Genomic DNA, 21,348 nt, shown 5'->3' with positions numbered 1-21,348 from the left:
AAGCGGTAATGAATAAACAATACCAGCGGGTTTTGGTTACCACCCCACATCCTTTAATACGACTTGTCTGTCTGGGCCTGGTCACCTTTATCTTTACCTTATTTTCGCTGGAGCTCACCCGGTTCGGCACCCTGCTGGCCCCGCTCTGGTTCCCCACCGCCATTATGATGGTGGCGTTTTACCGCCATGCAGGAAAAATGTGGCCGGGAATCGCCCTGGCCTGTTCGTTCGGCAATATTCTGGCCACATGGATGCTGTTTTCGTGGGGATCGATAAACCTCACCTACACCTCAATTAACGTGGTTGAAGCCTTTACCGGTGCGTTATTGCTGCGCAAATTGCTGCCGTGGTACAACCCGCTGCAGAATCTGAATGACTGGATCCGGGTGGCCATCGGCAGCGCCGTGATACCGCCCCTGGTGGGCGGCGTCCTGGTGTCCCTGCTGGCGCCCGGCCCTGAACCAGCGCGTAATTTCTTCGTCTGGGTGTTGTCTGAAGCCATTGGCGCGCTGGCGGTGGTACCACTGGGACTGTTGTTTAAACCGCATTATCTGCTGCGCCACCGTGACCCACGATTGCTGCTGGAAACCCTGACCACCCTGGCCGTGACGCTGGCCCTCAGTTGGGCAGCCATTACCTGGCTGCCGTGGCCTTTCACCTGCGTTATCGTTTTGCTTATGTGGAGCGCGGTGCGCTTGCCGCGAATGGAAGCGTTCATGGTGTTTCTTGTCACCGTGATGGTTGTGTCGCTGATGATTGCCCGGAACCCGGTGGCGCTGACAACCCAGCACGTCGGGCCGATGTTGAACGCCCCCTGGCTGCCGTTTCTGATGCTACTCCTGCCTGCCAACGTGATGACCATGGTGATGTACGCCTTCCGCGCCGAGCGCAAGCACATTACCGAAAGCGAGGAGCGTTTCCGCAATGCGATGGAGTATTCCGCCATCGGTATGGCGCTGGTCAGCATCGAAGGTAAATGGCTTCAGGCTAACAAGGCGCTGTGCAATTTCCTCGGTTACAGCCAGACGGAGCTCCAGTCGCTGACCTTCCAGCAGCTCACCTGGCCGGAAGATCTGAATACCGACCTGGAGCAGCTCGAACAGCTGGTCAACGGCGACATCAACACTTACACCCTCGAGAAGCGCTACTACACCCGCGACGGGGAAGTGGTCTGGGCGCTGCTTGCCGTCTCCGTCGTGCGCCATGCCGACGGCTCGCCGCTCTATTTTATCGCCCAGATTGAAGACATTAACGACCTGAAGCAGACCGAGTGGGTCAATAAACGCCTGATGGAGCGCATTACGCTTGCTAACGAAGCGGGCGGCATCGGCATCTGGGAGTGGGATCTCGAGCCAGACATCATCAGCTGGGACAAGCGGATGTTTGAGCTGTATGAAATCCCGCCGCACATCAAGCCTACCTGGCAGCTCTGGCACGATACGATGCTGCCGGAAGATCGTGCCCACGCTGAGAAGGTGCTGCGGGACTCGCTGATATCCCGTCTGCCGTTTAAGCTGGAATTCCGCATCCGCGTGAAGGAAGGCGTGCGCCATATTCGCTCCCTGGCGAACCGGGTGCTCAATAAGCAGGGCGAAGTCGAACGGCTGCTCGGTATCAACATGGACATGACCGAGGTTAAGCAGCTTAACGAGGCGCTTTTCCAGGAAAAAGAGCGGCTACACATCACGCTCGACTCTATCGGTGAAGCGGTGCTGTGCACCGATATCAACATGAACGTCACCTTTATGAACCCGGTCGCTGAGAAAATGAGCGGCTGGCTGCAGACCGAAGCTATCGGCCAGCCGATCCTGAAGGTGTTGCATATCACCTTTGGTGAAAAAGGGCCGCTGATGGAGAATATTCACAGCGGCGATATGTCCCGTTCTGATATCGATCAGGACGTGGTGCTGAACTGCCGTACCGGTGGTAATTTTGATATTCATTACAGCATTACGCCGCTCAGCACGCTGGATGGACAGAATATTGGCTCGGTTATAGTGATTCAGGACGTGACAGAGTCGCGCAAAATGCTGCGCCAGCTGAGCTACAGCGCCTCCCACGATGCCCTAACCCATCTGGCAAACCGGGTCAGCTTCGAAAATCATCTCAAACGACTCCTGCAGACCGTTCGCGAAACGCGACAGCGCCATGCCCTGGTCTTTATCGATCTCGATCGCTTCAAAGCCGTCAACGATACGGCGGGACATGCGGCGGGCGATGCCCTGCTGCGGGAACTCTCTTCTCTGATGCTGACCATGCTCCGCTCCAGCGACGTGCTGGCGCGTCTGGGCGGGGATGAGTTTGGGTTACTATTGCCGGACTGCAATATTGAAAGCGCGCGCTATATTGCCGGTCGCCTGATTCATGCCATCAACGACTATCACTTTATGTGGGAAGGCCGCCTGCACCGGATCGGCGCCAGCGCAGGTATCACGCTGATTGATGAAAATAACCATCAGGCGTCGGAGGTAATGTCGCAGGCGGATATTGCCTGTTACGCCTCAAAAAACAACGGGCGCGGTACTGTGACGGTTTACGAACCCCAGCAGGAGCGGGATCACAACACGCGCAGCATGATGTCGCTTGATGAACAGTGGCACATGATTAAAGACAATCATCTGATGATGATCGCCCGCAGCGTCGCCTCCCCGCGCATCCCGGAAAGCAGTAATTTCTGGCTGCTTTCGTTACGCCTGTGGACCAGCCAGGGTGAAGTACAGGAGGAGCATGCCTTCCGTTCGGGCCTGGCGGAGCCTGAGCTTTTGCACGCCCTCGACAGACGTATCTTTAGTGAATTTTTCCGTGCCTCCGCCGCGCAGGTGGCCAGTAAAGGCATGGGCGTGGCACTGCCGCTTTCTGAGGCCGGTTTAGCCAGCGTAACGCTGGTCGATGAACTTCTCGAGCTGCTGGATAAAAGCCCCATGCCGGGCCGTCTCCTGCATCTGGTTATCTCTGCCGACGTGGTGTGCAGCCCGGATAAAAACCTGCAGCGGGGTCTGCAAAAGCTTCGCCAGGCGGGCTGCCGTGTGATCTTCAGTCAGATAGGACGCGACATGAACGTCTTCACGCACCTGAGCCCGAACATGGCCGACTATCTGATGCTGGACGCAGAGGTGGTCAGCAACGTCTATGGCAATCTGATGGATGAGATGATGGTGACCATTGTTCAGGGCCACGCCCAGCGTCTGGGAATGAAGACCATAGCAGGGCCGTGTAATCAGCCCATCATGATGGATACGCTCTCGGGCATCGGCATTGATTTTATCTATGGCGACACTATCGCCGAGCCGCAGCCATTAGATCTTCTGCTAAACACCAGCTATTTCGCTATCAACTGACGGTGCCCAGCCGTCGGTATACCAGATGTGCAGCAGCGCGTAGGAGCGCCACGGTTTCCAGCGTTCGGCATAACGACGAATTTGCGCGGGCGTCATTCCGGCGAAGCGTTGCTTAATCAGGTAATCATCCGGCAGAAACACATCTTTCGCCTGCCAGCCGCGCAGGGCCAGATAATTTGCCGTCCAGCGCCCTATCCCCGGCCGCTGCTGTAGCGCCTTCATCCCCTCTTCTATATTCACGGGCGGGAAAAGCGGAAACGTTCCGTCGATAACCGAGTGCGCCAGATGAATCAGCGACTCCGCGCGTTTTACGGGCATGCCCAACGCTTTCAGCGCCAGCGGGTCCGCTGCCGCCAGCGCCTGCGGCGTGGGGAAGCAGAGATACCCCGGGCAATCCGCCACCGGTTCGCCGCATAACGCCACCACGCGCGACGCCAGCTTCGCCGCCATCGCCACGCTCACGAGCTGCCCGAGGATCGCCCGGACGCCCTGCTCGTACGCATCCATCGATCCCGGCAAACGTAAGCCCGGCCTTGCAGCTCCGAGATCGCCCAGCGTATCCGCTATGTGCTGCGGGTTGCAGGAGAGATCGAACAGGCGTTCTATGCGCTCGAGACATGCCTGCGCAACCGGAGTCAACCCCGGACTGAACGTCACGGTCAGCGTATGGGCTGCGATATCCGGCGTCACGCGAAATATTCCCTGATGCCCTTCGCAGGCAAAACTGCGCTCGTAGTAGTCGTTTGTGACGGTTTCAATGCTCGTCACCGCACGCGCGCCAAGAAAGCCAAACATCCACTGCCAGTCGTAAGGGGGAAGCCAGTTCAGGGTGTACATCGTCTCTCCTTTTGGGTTCTTCACAGCATAAACGGAAAGGTCCTGTTTCGCCTTGCTTTCATATTCCTGTTGTCGCCATGCGGACATTTCGTTAAAGTCTCGCCCCTTCTCACCGGCATGGGGATTCATCGTGTTTATTGGATTTGACTACGGTACGGCAAACTGCTCGGTTGCGATTATGCAAAATGGGCAGCCACGGCTCCTGAAAATGGAAAAAGAGAGCACGCTGCTGCCGTCAATGCTCTGCGCGCCGACGCGTGAAGCGGTGAGTGAATGGCTGTTCCGCCACCATCAGGTTCCGGCCACGGCGGCGGAGACCCAGGCGCTGCTGCGCCGGGCGGTCAGCTTTAACCGTGAGGAAGATATCGACGTTACGCCGTCCAGCGTGCAGTTCGGCCTCTCTTCGCTCGGGCACTACATTGAAGATCCCGAAGAAGTCTATTTCGTTAAGTCGCCAAAATCCTTCCTCGGCGCCAGCGGCCTGAAGCCGCAGCAGGTCGCGCTGTTTGAAGACCTGGTGTGCGCGATGATGCTGCATATTCGCAATCAGGCGCAGACGCAGGTCACCGATGCGATTACCCAGGCGGTGATTGGCCGCCCGATCAACTTCCAGGGGCTGGGCGGCGACGAGGCCAACCAGCAGGCGCAGGGGATCCTTGAACGCGCGGCGCACCGCGCAGGCTTCCGCGATGTGGTATTCCAGTATGAACCGGTTGCCGCGGGGCTGGACTTTGAAGCCACGCTGACGGAAGAGAAGCGCGTGTTAGTCGTGGATATCGGCGGGGGCACGACGGACTGCTCGCTGCTGCTGATGGGCCCCGAATGGCATAACCGTCGCGATCGTGAAAACAGCCTGCTCGGGCACAGCGGCTGCCGCGTAGGCGGTAACGATCTCGATATCGCGCTGGCATTCAAAAGCCTGATGCCGCTGCTCGGCATGGGCGGTCAGACGGAAAAAGGCATCGCCCTGCCGATCCTGCCGTGGTGGAATGCGATTGCTATCAACGATGTGCCTGCGCAAAGTGATTTTTACAGCACCGCGAACGGCCGCTTCCTTAACGATCTGGTTCGCGATGCCCAGGACGCCGAAAAAGTCGCCCTCCTCTATAAAGTGTGGCGCCAGCGTCTGAGCTACCGCGTGGTGCGTACCGCGGAAGAGAGCAAAATCGCCCTTTCCGACCGCGCCGAACATGCGGTCTCCCTGCCGTTTATCAGCGACGAACTGGCCACCGCCATTTCGCAGGACGGTCTGGAGATGGCGCTTGCCCAGCCGCTGCAGCGCATTCTGGAACAGGTGCAGCTGGCCCTGGAGAACGGCAAAGAGAAGCCGGACGTCATCTACCTGACCGGCGGTAGCGCCCGTTCACCGCTGATTAAGAAAGCGCTGGCCGAACAGCTGCCGGGTATTCCGATTGCAGGGGGCGATGATTTTGGTTCCGTTACAGCAGGGCTGGCGCGCTGGGCGCAGGTAATGTTTAGCTAGCGTTGTTGCGGTGCGGCCTGGTGCCCTCACCCCGGCCCTCTCCCTCAGGGAGAGGGATAAAACATCAAAAACGGCAGCGGATGTTGCCGTTTTGCGTTTACCTCCATTCAGACCATTCCTGACAGTCTTCCATATTTCCTCCATTTTTCCGCTGTGTTAGCTGACTAAACTAGTATCATTCCCCGAAGTCTTCAGGATGAGAACGTATAACGATGAAAGGCAGTAACAAACCCCGCTGGGCAATCGCCGCTGGCATCATTGTGGTGGCCCTTGCCGCCGCCTGGTACTGGCACAGTCAATCCGCGAACTCCGCAGCTCCCGCCGGTGCCAGCAATCAGGCACAGCGCCCGGCAGGCGGAGGGCGTCACGGCATGCGCGGCGGAGCCCTGGCGCCGGTACAGGCGGCGACGGCGGTGAATAAAGCCGTTCCTCGCTATCTCACTGGTCTCGGGACCATTACCGCCGCCAATACCGCCACGGTGCGCAGCCGCGTCGACGGCCAGCTCGTCGCGATCCACTTCCAGGAAGGTCAGCAGGTCAAAGCCGGTGATTTACTGGCGGAAATCGATCCGAGCCAGTTTAAGGTCGCCCTCGCCCAGGCGCAGGGACAGCTCGCGAAAGACAGAGCCACTCTCGCCAACGCCCGTCGCGATCTGGCCCGCTACCAGCAGCTGGTGAAAACCAACCTTGTGTCTCGTCAGGAGCTTGATACCCAGCAGTCGCTGGTCAGCGAAACGCAGGGCACCATCAAAGCCGACGAGGCCGCCGTGGCCAGCGCCCAGCTGCAGCTGGACTGGAGCCGCATCACCGCGCCGATTGACGGACGCGTCGGCCTGAAGCAGGTCGATATCGGCAACCAAATCTCCAGCGGCGACACCACGGGCATCGTGGTGATCACCCAGACCCACCCGATTGATTTAGTCTTTACCCTGCCGGAAAGCGATATCGCGACCGTCATGCAGGCGCAAAAAGCCGGTAAAGGCCTGGTGGTGGAAGCCTGGGACCGCACCAACAAGCAGAAATTAAGTGAAGGGTCTTTGCTCAGTCTGGATAACCAGATCGACACCACCACCGGCACCATCAAGCTGAAGGCGCGCTTTAATAACCAGGACGATGCCCTCTTCCCGAACCAGTTCGTCAATGCGCGCATGCTGGTTGCGACCGAAGAGAACGCGGTGGTGATCCCTACCGCTGCGCTGCAGATGGGTAATGAAGGCAACTTTGTCTGGGTGCTTAACAGCGACAATAAGGTCAGCAAGCATCTCGTAAAAACCGGAATTCAGGACAGCCAGACGGTGGTCATCAGCGCCGGCCTTTCCGCAGGCGACCGCGTGGTCACCGACGGTATTGACCGTCTGACCGAAGGAGCCAAAGTAGAAGTGGTTGAACCGGCGAAACAGGGAGCGACCTCCTGATGCAGGTGCTGCCGCCAGGCTCTACAGGTGGGCCATCACGCCTGTTTATCCTCCGTCCTGTCGCCACCACGCTGCTGATGGTGGCGATCCTGCTCGCCGGGATTATCGGCTATCGCTTCCTGCCCGTATCGGCGCTGCCGGAAGTGGATTACCCAACCATTCAGGTGGTGACGCTCTATCCCGGCGCCAGCCCTGATGTCGTGACGTCCGCCATCACCGCCCCGCTTGAGCGCCAGTTCGGCCAGATGTCGGGGCTAAAACAGATGTCCTCCCAGAGCTCCGGCGGCGCATCCGTCGTGACGCTGCAGTTCCAGCTGACGCTGTCGCTGGACGTCGCCGAGCAGGAGGTGCAGGCCGCCATCAACGCCGCCACCAACCTGCTGCCGTCGGATCTGCCTAACCCGCCGGTCTACAGCAAGGTGAACCCGGCGGATCCGCCGATCATGACGCTGGCCGTCACCTCCTCCGCCATGCCGATGACCCAGGTAGAGGACATGGTCGAAACGCGCGTGGCGCAAAAAATTTCTCAGGTTTCCGGCGTCGGCCTCGTCACCCTGGCGGGTGGACAGCGCCCGGCGGTGCGCGTCAAGCTGAACGCGCAGGCCATCGCCGCGCTGGGGCTCACCAGTGAAACCATCCGCACCGCCATCAGCAACGCGAACGTCAACTCGGCGAAGGGCTCGCTGGACGGCCCAACCCGCGCCGTGACGCTCTCGGCGAACGACCAGATGCAGTCCGCCGACGAATATCGTCAGCTGATTATCGCCTACCAGAACGGCGCGCCGGTGCGTCTGGGCGACGTGGCGACCGTAGAACAAGGTGCGGAAAACAGCTGGCTGGGAGCCTGGGCCAACAGGCAGCAGGCGATCGTGATGAACGTGCAGCGCCAGCCGGGCGCGAACATCATCGAAACCGCCGACAGCATCCGCACCATGCTGCCGCAGCTGATCGAAAGCCTGCCGAAATCGGTCAGCGTGAAGGTGCTTTCCGACCGTACCACCAACATTCGCGCGTCGGTCACCGACACCCAGTTTGAGCTGATGCTGGCGATTGCGCTGGTGGTTATGATCATCTATCTGTTCCTGCGTAACGTCCCGGCGACCATTATTCCTGCCGTCGCCGTACCGCTCTCGCTGGTCGGCACCTTTGCGGTGATGGTGTTCCTCGATTTTTCGATCAATAACCTGACGCTGATGGCGCTCACCATCGCCACCGGGTTCGTGGTGGATGACGCCATCGTCGTTATCGAGAACATCTCGCGCTATATCGAGAAAGGCGAAAAACCGCTGGCCGCCGCGCTGAAGGGCGCAGGGGAAATCGGCTTTACCATTATCTCGCTGACCTTCTCGCTGATTGCGGTGCTGATCCCGCTGCTGTTTATGGGCGATATCGTCGGGCGGCTGTTCCGCGAGTTTGCCGTGACGCTGGCGGTCGCCATTTTGATCTCCGCCGTGGTGTCGCTGACTCTGACGCCGATGATGTGCGCCCGCATGCTGAGCCACGAGTCCCTGCGCAAGCAAAACCGCTTTTCGCACGCCTCCGAGCGCATGTTCGAGCGCATTATTGCCGCCTATGGTCGCGTGCTGGCGAAAGTTCTGAACCATCCGTGGGCAACGCTCGGCGTGGCGCTCGGCACGCTGGCGCTCAGCGTGATGCTGTGGATTTTCATTCCGAAAGGCTTCTTCCCGATCCAGGACAACGGCATTATTCAGGGCACGCTTCAGGCCCCGCAGTCGGTCTCCTTCGCCAATATGGCACAGCGCCAGCAGCAGGTGTCTGAAATCATCATGAAGGATCCGGCGGTCGAGAGCCTGACCTCCTACGTGGGCGTCGACGGCACCAACCCGTCGCTCAACAGCGCGCGTCTGCAGATCAACCTCAAGCCGCTGGATGAACGCGACGATCGCGTCAACGCCGTCATTGAGCGTCTGCAAAACGCCGTCGCGCGCGTGCCGGGCGTTGAGCTTTACCTGCAGCCGATTCAGGATTTGACCATTGATACGCAGGTCAGCCGCACGCAGTACCAGTTCACGCTGCAGGCCACCACGCTGGATGCCCTCAGCACCTGGGTGCCGCAGCTGGTGAACAAGCTTAACACCCTGCCCCAGCTCTCCGATGTTAGCAGCGACTGGCAGGACAAAGGGCTGGCGGCGTACGTTAACGTCAACCGCGATACCGCCAGCCGTCTGGGTATCACCATGGCGGACGTGGACAACGCCCTGTACAACGCCTTCGGTCAGCGCCTGATCTCCACCATCTACACCCAGGCGAACCAGTACCGCGTGGTGCTGGAGCACAACACGGAGAACACGCCCGGCCTGGCGGGGCTGGACTCGGTGCGCCTGACCAGCAAAGACGGCGGCATTGTGCCGCTGAGCGCTATCGCCACGGTGGAAGAACGCTATACCCCGCTGTCGATCAACCATCTGGATCAGTTCCCGTCCACCACCATCTCCTTTAACGTGCCGGACAACTATTCTCTGGGCGAAGCGGTGGAGGCCATTCAGGCGGCGGAAAAAGATCTCAGCTTCCCGTCCGATATTCAGACCCAGTTCCAGGGCAGCACCCTGGCGTTTCAGGCCGCGCTGGGTAACACCATCTGGCTGATCGTGGCGGCGGTCGTGGCGATGTACATCGTGCTCGGCGTGCTGTATGAAAGCTTTATCCACCCGATCACCATCCTCTCTACCCTGCCGACGGCGGGCGTGGGGGCACTGCTGGCACTGATGCTGGCGGGCAGCGAGCTGGACGTGATTGCCATCATCGGCATTATTCTGCTTATCGGGATCGTGAAGAAAAACGCCATCATGATGATCGACTTTGCCCTGGCCGCCGAGCGCGAGCAGGGCATGTCGCCGCGCGATGCGATTTTCCAGGCCTGCCTGCTGCGTTTTCGCCCCATCCTGATGACCACGCTGGCCGCCCTGCTGGGCGCGCTGCCGCTGATGCTGAGCACCGGCGTCGGCGCGGAGCTCCGTCGTCCACTGGGTATCGGCATGGTAGGCGGTCTGCTGGTGAGCCAGGTGCTGACCCTCTTCACCACGCCGGTGATCTACCTGCTGTTTGACCGCCTGGCGCTGTGGACCAAAAGCCGCTTCCCGAAACGTGAAGAGGAGGCGTAAGTGAAGTTTTTCGCCCTCTTCATTTATCGCCCGGTGGCGACGATTTTAATCTCGCTCGCCATTACCCTCTGCGGCGTGCTGGGCTTCCGGTTGCTGCCGGTAGCGCCTCTGCCGCAGGTGGATTTCCCGGTGATCATGGTCAGCGCTTCGCTGCCAGGCGCCTCACCGGAAACCATGGCCTCGTCGGTTGCCACGCCGCTGGAGCGTTCGCTCGGGCGGATTGCGGGGGTCAACGAGATGACCTCCAGCAGCTCGCTGGGCAGCACGCGCATCATTCTGGAGTTCAGCTTCGACCGGGATATTAACGGCGCAGCGCGCGACGTGCAGGCGGCCATCAACGCCGCGCAAAGCCTACTGCCGAGCGGGATGCCGAGCCGCCCAACCTACCGCAAGGCCAACCCGTCCGACGCGCCGATCATGATCCTGACGCTGACCTCGGATACGTACTCGCAGGGGCAGCTGTACGACTTTGCATCCACCCAGCTGGCGCAGACAATCTCACAAATTAACGGCGTCGGCGACGTGAGCGTTGGCGGGAGTTCCCTGCCCGCGGTGCGCGTGGGGTTAAACCCGCAGGCGCTGTTTAACCAGGGCGTGTCGCTGGACGACGTGCGCTCCGCCATCAGCAACGCCAACGTGCGTAAACCGCAGGGAGCGATTGAGGACGGCAGCCACCGCTGGCAGATCCACACCAACGACGAGCTGAAAACCGCGGCGGAATATCAACCGCTCATCATCCACTATAACAACGGCGCGGCGGTGCGATTAGGCGACGTTGCCAGCGTCACCGATTCGGTGCAGAACGTGCGTAACGCCGGGATGACTAACGCAAAGCCGGCGATTCTGCTGATGATCCGCAAGCTGCCGGAGGCCAACATTATCGAGACGGTGAACAGCATTCGCGCCCGTCTTCCGGACCTGCAGGAGACCATACCGGCGGCGATCGATCTGCAAATTGCCCAGGATCGCTCCCCGACCATTCGCGCCTCGCTGGAAGAGGTAGAGCAAACGCTGGTGATCTCCGTCGCGCTGGTGATCCTGGTGGTCTTCCTGTTCCTGCGATCCGGCCGCGCGACGCTTATTCCGGCGGTCGCCGTGCCGGTCTCGCTGATCGGTACCTTTGCCGCCATGTATCTGTGCGGGTTTAGCCTCAACAACCTGTCGCTGATGGCCCTGACGATTGCGACGGGCTTCGTGGTGGATGACGCCATCGTGGTGCTGGAGAACATTTCCCGCCATCTGGAAGCGGGCGTGAAGCCGCTGCAGGCCGCGCTGCAGGGCACGCGCGAGGTGGGCTTTACGGTACTCTCCATGAGCCTGTCGCTGGTCGCGGTGTTCCTGCCGCTGCTGCTGATGGGCGGGCTGCCGGGCCGGTTGCTGCGCGAGTTTGCCGTCACTCTCTCCGTCGCCATCGGCATTTCGCTGGTCATCTCCTTAACGCTGACGCCAATGATGTGCGGCTGGATGCTCAAGCGCAGCAAACCCCATTCGCAGCCGCGCCGCAAAGGCTTTGGCCGTTTCCTGATGGCACTGCAGGAAGGTTACGGAAAATCGCTGAAGTGGGTGCTGAACCATACGCGTCTTGTCGGCCTGGTGCTGATGTGCACCATCGTGCTCAACGTCTGGATGTATATCACCATCCCGAAAACTTTCTTCCCGGAGCAGGACACCGGCGTGCTGATGGGCGGCATTCAGGCGGACCAGAGCATTTCATTCCAGGCGATGCGCGGCAAGCTGCAGGACTTTATGAAGATCATTCGGGAAGACAAAGCCGTGGATAACGTCACCGGCTTTACCGGCGGGTCACGCGTCAACAGCGGGATGATGTTTATTACCCTGAAACCGCGCGGCGAGCGCAACGAAACCGCCCAGCAGGTGATTGATCGCCTGCGGGTGAAGCTCGCCAAAGAGCCGGGGGCAAACCTGTTTTTGATGGCCGTTCAGGATATCCGCGTCGGTGGGCGACAGGCGAACGCCAGCTATCAGTACACGTTGCTCTCGGACGATTTGGCCGCCCTGCGCAAGTGGGAGCCGAAGATCCGCAAGGCGCTGGCTGCCCTGCCGGAGCTGGCGGACGTGAACTCCGATCAGCAGGACAACGGCGCCGAGATGGCGCTGACCTATGACCGCGAAACCATGTCGCGGCTGGGTATTAATGTTGAAGCCGCCAACAGCCTGCTGAACAACGCCTTCGGCCAGCGCGAGATCTCCACCATCTACCAGCCGATGAACCAGTACAAGGTGGTAATGGAAGTTGACCCGCGCTACACCCAGGACATCAGCGCCCTGGACAAAATGTTTGTGATTAACAACGACGGCAAGGCGATTCCACTCTCCTACTTCGCCAGCTGGCAGCCTGCCAACGCGCCGCTGTCGGTGAACCATCAGGGGCTATCGGCGGCGTCGACCATCTCCTTTAACCTGCCCGCCGGTTCGTCGCTTTCTGAGGCCAGCGACGCAATCAACCGCGCGATGACCCAGCTTGGCGTGCCGTCCACCGTGCGCGGCAGCTTTGCCGGGACCGCGCAGGTGTTCCAGGAGACGATGAACTCGCAGGTAATTTTGATTCTGGCCGCCATCGCCACGGTCTATATTGTGCTGGGCGTGCTGTACGAAAGCTACGTGCACCCGCTGACCATTCTCTCGACGCTGCCGTCGGCGGGCGTGGGGGCACTGCTGGCCCTGGAGCTGTTCGGCGCGCCGTTCAGCCTTATCGCGCTCATCGGGATCATGCTATTGATCGGCATCGTGAAGAAAAACGCCATCATGATGGTGGACTTCGCGCTGGACGCCCAGCGCAACGGCAACCTCTCGCCGGAAGAGGCCATCTTCCAGGCCTGCCTGCTGCGTTTTCGTCCGATCATGATGACCACCCTGGCGGCGCTGTTTGGCGCGCTGCCGCTGGTGATCTCGGGCGGCGACGGCTCAGAGCTGCGCCAGCCGCTGGGGATCACCATTGTCGGCGGCCTGGTGATGAGCCAGCTGCTGACGCTGTACACCACGCCGGTGGTCTATCTGTTCTTCGACCGCCTGCGGCTGCGCTTCTCGCGTAAAAACAGAACCACGGTGACCGAGTAAATGACCGATCTCCCCGCCAACGTTCGCTGGCAGTTATGGATAGTCGCCTTCGGCTTCTTTATGCAGTCGCTGGATACGACCATCGTCAACACCGCCCTCCCCTCCATGGCGAAAAGCCTGGGGGAGAGCCCGCTGCATATGCACATGGTGATTGTCTCCTACGTGCTGACGGTGGCCGTGATGCTGCCCGCCAGCGGCTGGCTGGCCGATAAGGTCGGCGTGCGGAACATCTTTTTTACCGCCATCGTGCTGTTTACCACCGGCTCGCTGTTTTGCGCCCAGGCCAATACCCTCGACCAGCTGGTGACGGCGCGCGTGCTGCAGGGCATCGGCGGGGCGATGATGGTGCCCGTCGGGCGGCTAACGGTGATGAAGATTATGCCGCGCGAGCAGTACATGGCGGCGATGACCTTTGTGACCCTGCCCGGTCAGGTGGGGCCGCTGCTGGGCCCGGCGCTGGGCGGCATTCTGGTGGAGTACGCCTCGTGGCACTGGATCTTCTTAATCAACCTGCCGGTGGGCATCATCGGTGCCATCGCCACCCTGGCGCTGATGCCGAACTACAAAATGCAGACGCGGCGCTTTGATTTCTTCGGTTTTATCCTGCTGGCGGCGGGCATGGCTACGCTTACCCTGGCGCTGGACGGGCAAAAAGGGCTCGGGATTTCCCCCCTGACGCTGGGTATTCTGGTCGCTCTCGGCGTCATCGCTATTTTGTGGTATCTGCGGCATGCCAGAGGTAACGATAAGGCGCTGTTCAGCCTGAACTTGTTTAAAAACCCCACCTACCGTCTGGGCCTGTCTGGCAGCTTTGCCGGACGCATCGGCAGCGGGATGCTGCCGTTTATGACGCCCGTTTTTCTGCAAATTGGCTTGGGCTTTTCGCCGTTCCACGCGGGCCTGATGATGATCCCGATGGTGCTCGGCAGCATGGGGATGAAGCGCATCGTGGTGCAGGTCGTGAACCGCTTTGGCTACCGTCACGTGCTGGTGGCCGCCACGCTGGGGCTGGCGCTGGTCAGCCTGCTGTTTATGGCCGTGGCGCTGATGGGCTGGTACTACGCTCTACCGCTGGTGCTGTTCTGCCAGGGGATTGTCAACTCCATGCGCTTCTCGTCGATGAACACCCTGACGCTGAAGGACCTGCCGGACGATCTGGCGAGCAGCGGCAACAGCCTGCTGTCGATGATCATGCAGCTCTCAATGAGCGTGGGCGTCACCATTGCCGGCCTGCTGCTCGGCATGTACGGCCAGCACCATCTCAGCGTCGACACGCCGGTGGCGCATCAGGTCTTTTTGTATACCTATATCAGCATGGCGGTCATCATCGCCCTGCCCACTTTCATCTTCGCCAGAGTGCCGGATGATACCAGCAAGAACGTCGTGATTAGGCGCGGCAAAAGGAGTGGCTCATGAAATTCTGGCGTCCGGGTATTACCGGCAAGCTCTTTGTAGCGATCTTCGCCACCTGTATCGTCCTGCTGATCACCATGCACTGGGCGGTGCGGGTGAGCTTTGAGCGCGGCTTTATTGATTACATCAAGCATGGCAATGAACAGCGTTTACAGGGCTTAAGCGATGCGCTGAGTGAACAGTACGCCCAACATGGCAACTGGCGTTTTCTGCGCAATAACGACCGCTTTATTTTCCAGATCCTGCGCTCGCTGGAGCACGATACCGGTGACGATCGCCCGGGGCCGGGCATGCCGCCGCACGGCTGGCGCACCCAGTTCTGGGTGATCGACCAGGATATGCGCCCCCTGGTTGGCCCGCGCGCGCCGATACCGCCGGACGGCACCCGGCGGGCGATTAAAGTCAATAACGCCACCGTTGGCTGGGTGATCGCCTCCCCGGTGGAGCGCCTGACGCGCAACACCGACATCAACTTTGACCGCCAGCAGCGCCGCACAAGCTGGCTGATTGTAGCCCTCTCCACGCTGCTCGCCGCGCTCGCCACCTTCCCGCTGGCGCGCGGTCTGCTCGCCCCGGTAAAACGGCTGGTGGAGGGTACGCACAAGCTCGCCGCCGGGGATTTCACCACCCGCGTCGATACCCGCAGCCAGGACGAACTGGGCAAGCTGGCGCAGGACTTTAACCAGCTTGCCAGCACGCTGGAGAAAAACCAGCAGATGCGCCGCGACTTTATGGCCGATATCTCGCACGAGCTGCGCACCCCGCTGGCGGTGCTGCGCGGCGAGCTCGAGGCCATTCAGGACGGCGTGCGCCAGTTTACGCCCGAATCGGTGGCCTCCCTGCAGGCGGAGGTGGGCACGCTCACCAAGCTGGTGGACGATCTCCACCAGCTCTCCATGTCTGACGAAGGCGCGCTGGCCTACCAGAAAGCGCCGGTGGACGTGATTAACATTCTGGAAGTGGCGAGCGGCGCCTTCCGCGAGCGGTTTGCCAGCCGCGACCTGAAAATCGACCTCTCCCTGCCGGACAGCGCGGTGGTGTTTGGCGACAAAGACCGGCTGATGCAGCTGTTCAACAACCTGCTGGAAAACAGCCTGCGTTACACCGACAGCGGCGGAGGGCTGCACATCTCCGGCAGGCAGGAAAACGGGCGCTTTGCCCTCACCTTCGCGGATTCCGCCCCAGGCGTGCAGGACGCGCAGCTGGAAAAACTGTTTGAACGTTTCTACCGTACCGAAGGCTCCCGCAACCGCGCCAGCGGCGGCTCCGGCCTGGGGCTGGCGATTTGCGTTAACATCGTCGAGGCGCATAATGGCACGATCCGCGCCGCCCATTCGCCTTTTGGCGGGGTTAGCATTACAGTAGAGTTACCTCTGGAACGGGATTTATCGAGAGAAGTATGACCGAGTTACCGATTGACGAAAACACGCCGCGCATTTTGATCGTCGAAGACGAACCCAAGCTGGGACAGCTGCTGATCGACTACTTACGCGCGGCCAGCTATGCCCCGTCGCTGATAAGCCACGGCGACCAGGTGCTGCCGTACGTGCGCCAGACTCCGCCGGATCTGATCCTGCTGGATTTAATGCTGCCTGGCGTTGACGGACTGACCCTGTGCCGGGAAATTCGCCGCTTCTCCGACGTGCCGATCGTCATGGTCACCGCCAAAATTGAAGAGATTGACCGCCTGCTGGGGCTCGAAATCGGCGCGGACGACTACATCTGCAAGCCCTACAGCCCGCGCGAGGTGGTAGCCCGCGTGAAGACCATTCTGCGCCGCTGCAGGCCGCAGCGCGAGCTTCAGGTGCTGGACGCTGAAAGCCCGCTGATTGTGGATGAAAGCCGCTTCCAGGCAAGCTGGCGCGGCAAGCTGCTGGACCTGACCCCTGCGGAGTTCCGCCTGCTCAAAACCCTCTCCCACGAGCCGGGCAAAGTCTTCTCCCGCGAACAGCTGCTGAACCACCTGTACGACGATTACCGCGTAGTGACCGACCGCACCATCGACAGCCATATCAAAAACCTGCGCCGCAAGCTGGAAGCGCTGGACGCCGAACAGTCGTTTATTCGCGCGGTGTATGGCGTGGGGTATCGCTGGGAAGCGGATGCGTGCAGGATTGCCTAGTCATCCGCAGGTCAATCCAGGCCGGGTAAGGCGAAGCCGCCACCCGGCACAATAACTTTACCTCCCTGCCCCGCAGCGCTACAATGCCCGCCCTTAAAGTGGGGGATCTCCCCTTACCGCTGCACCAGGTGCACGCGGATCTGACCTGTCATCAGAACGAGAACAAACATGTTTAAACCGGAACTCCTTTCCCCGGCGGGAACGCTGCAAAATATGCGTTACGCTTTCGCCTATGGCGCCGACGCCGTGTATGCGGGCCAGCCGCGCTACTCGCTGCGCGTGCGTAACAACGAATTCAACCACGAGAACCTGCAGCTCGGCATCAACGAAGCGCATGCCCTGGGCAAAAAATTCTACGTGGTGGTCAACATCGCGCCGCACAACGCCAAGCTGAAAACGTTCATCCGTGACCTGAAGCCGGTGGTCGATATGGGGCCGGACGCGCTGATCATGTCGGACCCGGGTTTAATCATGCTGGTTCGGGAGAATTTCCCGGAGATGGATATTCACCTCTCCGTACAGGCTAACGCCGTCAACTGGGCGACGGTGAAGTTCTGGAAGCAGATGGGGCTGACCCGCGTCATTCTGTCCCGCGAACTGTCTCTGGAAGAGATCGAAGAGATCCGCACTCAGGTGCCGGATATGGAAATCGAAATCTTCGTCCACGGCGCGCTGTGCATGGCCTACTCCGGCCGCTGCCTGCTTTCCGGCTACATCAACAAGCGCGACCCGAACCAGGGCACCTGCACCAACGCCTGCCGCTGGGAATATAACGTCCAGGAAGGCAAAGAGGATGACATCGGCAACATCGTCCACAAGCACGAGCCTATTCCGGTGACCAACGTTGAGCCGACGCTGGGCATCGGCGCGCCAACCGACAGCGTGTTTATGATTGAAGAAGCCAAACGTCCTGGCGAGTACATGACCGCCTTTGAAGACGAGCACGGCACCTACATCATGAACTCGAAAGATCTGCGCGCCATCGCCCACGTCGAGCGTCTGACGCAGATGGGCGTGCACTCCCTGAAGATTGAAGGCCGCACCAAATCCTATTACTACTGCGCGCGTACCGCGCAGGTGTACCGTAAAGCCATCGACGATGCGGCCGCCGGTAAACCGTTCGATACCAGCCTGCTGGAAACTCTGGAAGGCCTGGCGCACCGCGGCTATACCGAAGGCTTCCTGCGCCGTCATACCCACGACGACTACCAGAACTACGAGCACGGCTACTCCGTTTCCGAGCGCCAGCAGTTTGTCGGTGACTTCACCGGCGAGCGTAAAGGCGCGCTGGCGGCCGTCGCGGTGAAAAACAAGTTCACCAAAGGCGACAGCCTGGAGCTGATGACCCCGCAGGGCAACATGAACTTCACGCTGGAGCATCTGGAAAACGGCAAAGGCGAAGCGATTGAGGTCGCGCCGGGCGACGGGCATACCGTCTGGCTGCCGGTTCCGGAAGAGGTGGAGCTGAAGTTCGCGCTGCTGATGCGTAACTTCAACGGTGAAAGCACCCGAAACCCACACGGCAAATAGTCAATCAGGGAAATTTTTTCGCGCTGGGATAATTCTTAGAATCGGATCACATACCGCTTCGTTCAATACGGGTATTATCCCCCCGCTGAAAAACATAACCCATAAATGCTAGCTGTACCAGGAACCACCTCCTTAGCCTGCGTAATCTCCCTTACGCGGGCTTATTTTTTGCCTTCTCTCCCCTCAATCCAGGCAATGAGTTCGTCGATTTGCTTCTCTGAGAACACGGCGATCCCATGCTCTGCGAGCAACGATGCCGCAACTCCCCTCCCCGCTTTATGTATTCCGCGAAAAGAACCGTCATAAATGAACTCACTACCGCACGTTGGGCTGCCATCGGTTAACAATGCAGCGCTACACCCCGACTCCTGAGCAGCGCGTAGCGCAAGCCAGGCTGCGAGCTGATAATGTGCGGTTACATCCTGCCCTGTATTTTCAATAATTCTGGCTTGCCCGTGCATCACGTCTTTCCCATCAGCGGACATAATCTCTGCCGGAGGACGAGGTACAGGCAACCCGGCCGCCAGTTCAGGGCAGTGGATAACCAGACGTTGTTCCTGTTGCCAGCGAGCAAGTTGCTCACCCATTCGCGCTTTCTCACTTGCGTTATAACGAACCCTGAAGCCCATCAGGCACGCGCTTACCAAAATTTTATTCATCATCACTTTCCTGTGATTACGTTCATATCATCGCTGGAGTGTAACGCGCTTTCGGGCATATTTTGTTCCTTTCATCCTGTTCTTACCCGCTTTTTTCCTCTCTGCTATACACTCTTACTAACGCTAAAAAAGGGAGCAGCGCGGATGGCAACCTATCCAGACAGTTTATTGATTCTCAACGGCAAAAGCGCGGGCAACGATCTGTTGCGTCAGGCAATTCACGGCTTGCGCGACGACGGCGCGCGCATTCACGTAAGGGTTACGTGGGAAAAAGGCGACGCGGCACGCTATATCAATGAAGCCCTCGTGCTTGGCGTTGAGACCATCATTTCCGGCGGCGGCGATGGCACTATCAATGAGATTGCTTCAGCGCTAATCGACCTGCCCCCGGCAAACCGCCCGGTGATGGGCATTTTACCGCTCGGCACCGCCAATGACTTTGCCACCAGCGCCGGGATCCCGGAGGAGTTAGAGAAGGCGCTCCAGCTGGCGATCCTCGGTAAAGCCACCGCCGTGGATATTGCGCAGGTGAATGATAAAACCTGCTTTATCAATATGGCGACCGGCGGGTTTGGCACGCGCATCACCAGCGAAACGCCGGAAAAGCTGAAGGCGGCGCTGGGCGGCGTGTCGTACCTGATCCACGGCCTGATGCGCATGGACACTCTCAAGCCTGACCGCTGCGAAATTCGCGGCGAGGATTTTCAGTGGCAGGGTGACGCGCTGGTAATTGGCATTGGCAATGGTCGACAGGCAGGCGGCGGTCAGCAGCTGTGCCCGGAGGCGCTGATCAATGACGGTCAGCTACAGCTGAGGATTTTCACGGGTGACGGCCTGCTGCCCGCGCTGTTTACCACGCTGACGCAGCCGGAAGAAAGTCCAAATATCATTGACGGGAAATCGGCGTGGTTTGAGGTAAATGCGCCGCACGGGATGACGTTTAACCTCGACGGAGAGCCGCTGAGCGGGACGCAGTTCCGCATTGAGGTGTTGCCCGGCGCGCTGCAGTGTCGGTTGCCGCCGGACTGTGTGCTTTTGCGCTGATGGTATTGCCGGGTGGCGGCTACGCCTTACCCGGCCTACACTTCGCCCTCAGGTCAGGCAATCGTGACTTTGCTGTCCAGATAGACGTCCTGCACCGCATTGATCAGCTTCACGCCGTCGGCCATCGATTTCTTAAACGCCTTACGGCCCAGGATCAGCCCCATGCCGCCCGCGCGTTTGTTAATAACCGCCGTACGCACCGCATCTGACAGGTCAGTATCGCCGCCCGCCGCGCCGCCGGAGTTAATCAGCCCAGCACGTCCCATATAGCAGTTCGCCAGCTGGTAGCGCACCAGATCGATCGGGTTATCGCTGGTCAGCTTGCTGTAAACGCGGTCATCGGTGTAGCCAAAGTTCACCGCTTTATAGCCGCCGTTATTCTCGGCCATTTTCTGCTTCACGATATCAGCGCCAATGGTCGCCGCCAGATGATTCGCCTGGCCGGTCAGGTCGGCCGACACGTGGTAATCCACGCCGTCTTTTTTGAACGCCGAGTTACGCAGGTACGCCCACAGCACGGTCACCATGCCGAGCTCATGAGCGCGCTCAAACGCCGCAGAGATCTCTTCAATCTGACGACGGGACTGTTCAGAGCCAAAGTAAATCGTCGCCCCAACGGCAACCGCCCCCATATTGAACGCCTGCTCGACGCTGGCGTAGAGCGTCTGGTCATATTCGGTAGGGTAACTCAGGGTTTCGTTGTGGTTCAGCTTCACGAGGAACGGAATGCGGTGGGCATAGCGACGCGAGACGGAGGCCAGCACGCCGTAGGTGGAGGCTACACAGTTACAGCCCGCTTCAATCGCCAGTTCAACAATGTTCTTCGGATCGAAGTAGAGCGGATTCGCCGCAAAGGAGGCGCCCGCCGAGTGCTCAACGCCCTGGTCTACCGGCAGAATAGAGAGATACCCGGTGCCGCCGAGCCGTCCGGTGTTGTAGAGCGTCTGCATATTTCGCAGCACGGCAGGGGGACGGTTGTTGTCGACCATCACGCGGTCAACGTAATCATGACCAGGCAGGTAAAGCTGGTCGGCTGGAATGGTCATACAACGATGCTGTAAAAGGCTGTCGGCGTCTTTGCCAAGCAACTGCGCAATATCAGTCATGTGATACTCCCGTAAGTTCGACGTCATGTCGGTGTGCGTTAATCCAGTCCCATTATTTATGGGCAGACTAAGCCTGGTACCGACTTAACAGATTTTCCAGCCTTTGCATTTTTTTTCAGCACAATCTGCTGGCTCGATTCGTGTACAACAAAACTGTTACATTGATCAAACAATCGCCACAAAGGTATTTAAAAGGTATTA

The 21,348-nt window shown here is 59.6% G+C and carries 13 protein-coding genes; 10 read left to right on the top strand and 3 right to left on the bottom strand.

What is annotated here, in order from left to right; all coding sequences use genetic code 11:
- Positions 1 to 8 precede the first annotated feature (8 nt).
- Positions 9 to 3,338: a diguanylate cyclase gene (locus ACWYRJ_RS03480; protein WP_111965788.1), complete on the top strand. Its 3,330-nt coding sequence runs from the start codon at positions 9 to 11 to the stop codon at positions 3,336 to 3,338.
- Here the strand turns inward: ACWYRJ_RS03480 and alkA are convergent.
- Positions 3,309 to 4,175, bottom strand: coding sequence for a DNA-3-methyladenine glycosylase 2 (gene alkA / locus ACWYRJ_RS03475; protein ID WP_455507421.1), 867 nt, complete (start codon positions 4,173 to 4,175; stop codon positions 3,309 to 3,311). The genes ACWYRJ_RS03480 and alkA overlap by 30 nt on opposite strands.
- A 130-nt stretch (positions 4,176 to 4,305) precedes the next feature.
- On the opposite strand from alkA, the gene yegD reads away from it, so the two are divergent.
- The 8 genes from yegD (at position 4,306) to trhP (ending at position 18,338) form a co-directional block, all read left to right on the top strand.
- Positions 4,306 to 5,658 (top strand): molecular chaperone, encoded by a 1,353-nt coding sequence (gene yegD / locus ACWYRJ_RS03470; protein WP_249576341.1) that lies wholly within the window; start codon positions 4,306 to 4,308, stop codon positions 5,656 to 5,658.
- Between the two features lie 212 nt (positions 5,659 to 5,870).
- Entirely contained in the window at positions 5,871 to 7,073 is a 1,203-nt protein-coding gene (locus tag ACWYRJ_RS03465; protein ID WP_455507420.1) for an MdtA/MuxA family multidrug efflux RND transporter periplasmic adaptor subunit, read from the top strand.
- A complete protein-coding gene (locus tag ACWYRJ_RS03460; RefSeq protein WP_455507419.1) occupies positions 7,073 to 10,195 on the top strand; it encodes an MdtB/MuxB family multidrug efflux RND transporter permease subunit in 3,123 nt (1,040 codons plus the stop codon). The genes ACWYRJ_RS03465 and ACWYRJ_RS03460 overlap by 1 nt, the downstream gene beginning before the upstream one ends.
- Positions 10,196 to 13,273: a multidrug efflux RND transporter permease subunit MdtC gene (gene mdtC / locus ACWYRJ_RS03455; protein ID WP_455507418.1), complete on the top strand. Its 3,078-nt coding sequence runs from the start codon at positions 10,196 to 10,198 to the stop codon at positions 13,271 to 13,273.
- A complete protein-coding gene (gene mdtD, locus ACWYRJ_RS03450; RefSeq protein ID WP_455507417.1) occupies positions 13,274 to 14,689 on the top strand; it encodes a multidrug transporter subunit MdtD in 1,416 nt (471 codons plus the stop codon).
- Positions 14,686 to 16,089 (top strand): envelope stress sensor histidine kinase BaeS, encoded by a 1,404-nt coding sequence (gene baeS, locus ACWYRJ_RS03445; protein ID WP_455507416.1) that lies wholly within the window; start codon positions 14,686 to 14,688, stop codon positions 16,087 to 16,089. The genes mdtD and baeS overlap by 4 nt, the downstream gene beginning before the upstream one ends.
- Positions 16,086 to 16,808 carry an envelope stress response regulator BaeR gene (gene baeR, locus ACWYRJ_RS03440; RefSeq protein WP_127731642.1) on the top strand — a complete coding sequence of 241 codons (723 nt, stop codon included), beginning with the start codon at positions 16,086 to 16,088 and terminating at the stop codon, positions 16,806 to 16,808. The genes baeS and baeR overlap by 4 nt, the downstream gene beginning before the upstream one ends.
- A gap of 168 nt (positions 16,809 to 16,976) precedes the next feature.
- Complete coding sequence (trhP, locus tag ACWYRJ_RS03435) at positions 16,977 to 18,338, top strand: prephenate-dependent tRNA uridine(34) hydroxylase TrhP (RefSeq protein WP_008500866.1); 1,362 nt, start codon at positions 16,977 to 16,979, stop codon at positions 18,336 to 18,338.
- Between the two features lie 161 nt (positions 18,339 to 18,499).
- Here the strand turns inward: trhP and ACWYRJ_RS03430 are convergent, their stop codons facing one another.
- Complete coding sequence (locus tag ACWYRJ_RS03430; protein ID WP_455507415.1) at positions 18,500 to 19,000, bottom strand: DUF523 domain-containing protein; 501 nt, start codon at positions 18,998 to 19,000, stop codon at positions 18,500 to 18,502.
- A gap of 141 nt (positions 19,001 to 19,141) precedes the next feature.
- On the opposite strand from ACWYRJ_RS03430, the gene yegS reads away from it, so the two are divergent.
- Entirely contained in the window at positions 19,142 to 20,041 is a 900-nt protein-coding gene (gene yegS, locus ACWYRJ_RS03425; protein WP_455507414.1) for a lipid kinase YegS, read from the top strand.
- A gap of 53 nt (positions 20,042 to 20,094) precedes the next feature.
- Here the strand turns inward: yegS and fbaB are convergent, their stop codons facing one another.
- Positions 20,095 to 21,147, bottom strand: a complete 1,053-nt coding sequence (fbaB, locus tag ACWYRJ_RS03420; RefSeq protein ID WP_008500869.1) for a class I fructose-bisphosphate aldolase — start codon at positions 21,145 to 21,147, stop codon at positions 20,095 to 20,097.
- Positions 21,148 to 21,348: the final 201 nt, after the last annotated feature.

This window comes from Enterobacter sp., assembly GCF_977039595.1.
Note: the sequence above shows the minus strand (reverse complement) of the source record. Positions and strands in the feature narration are given on the sequence as shown.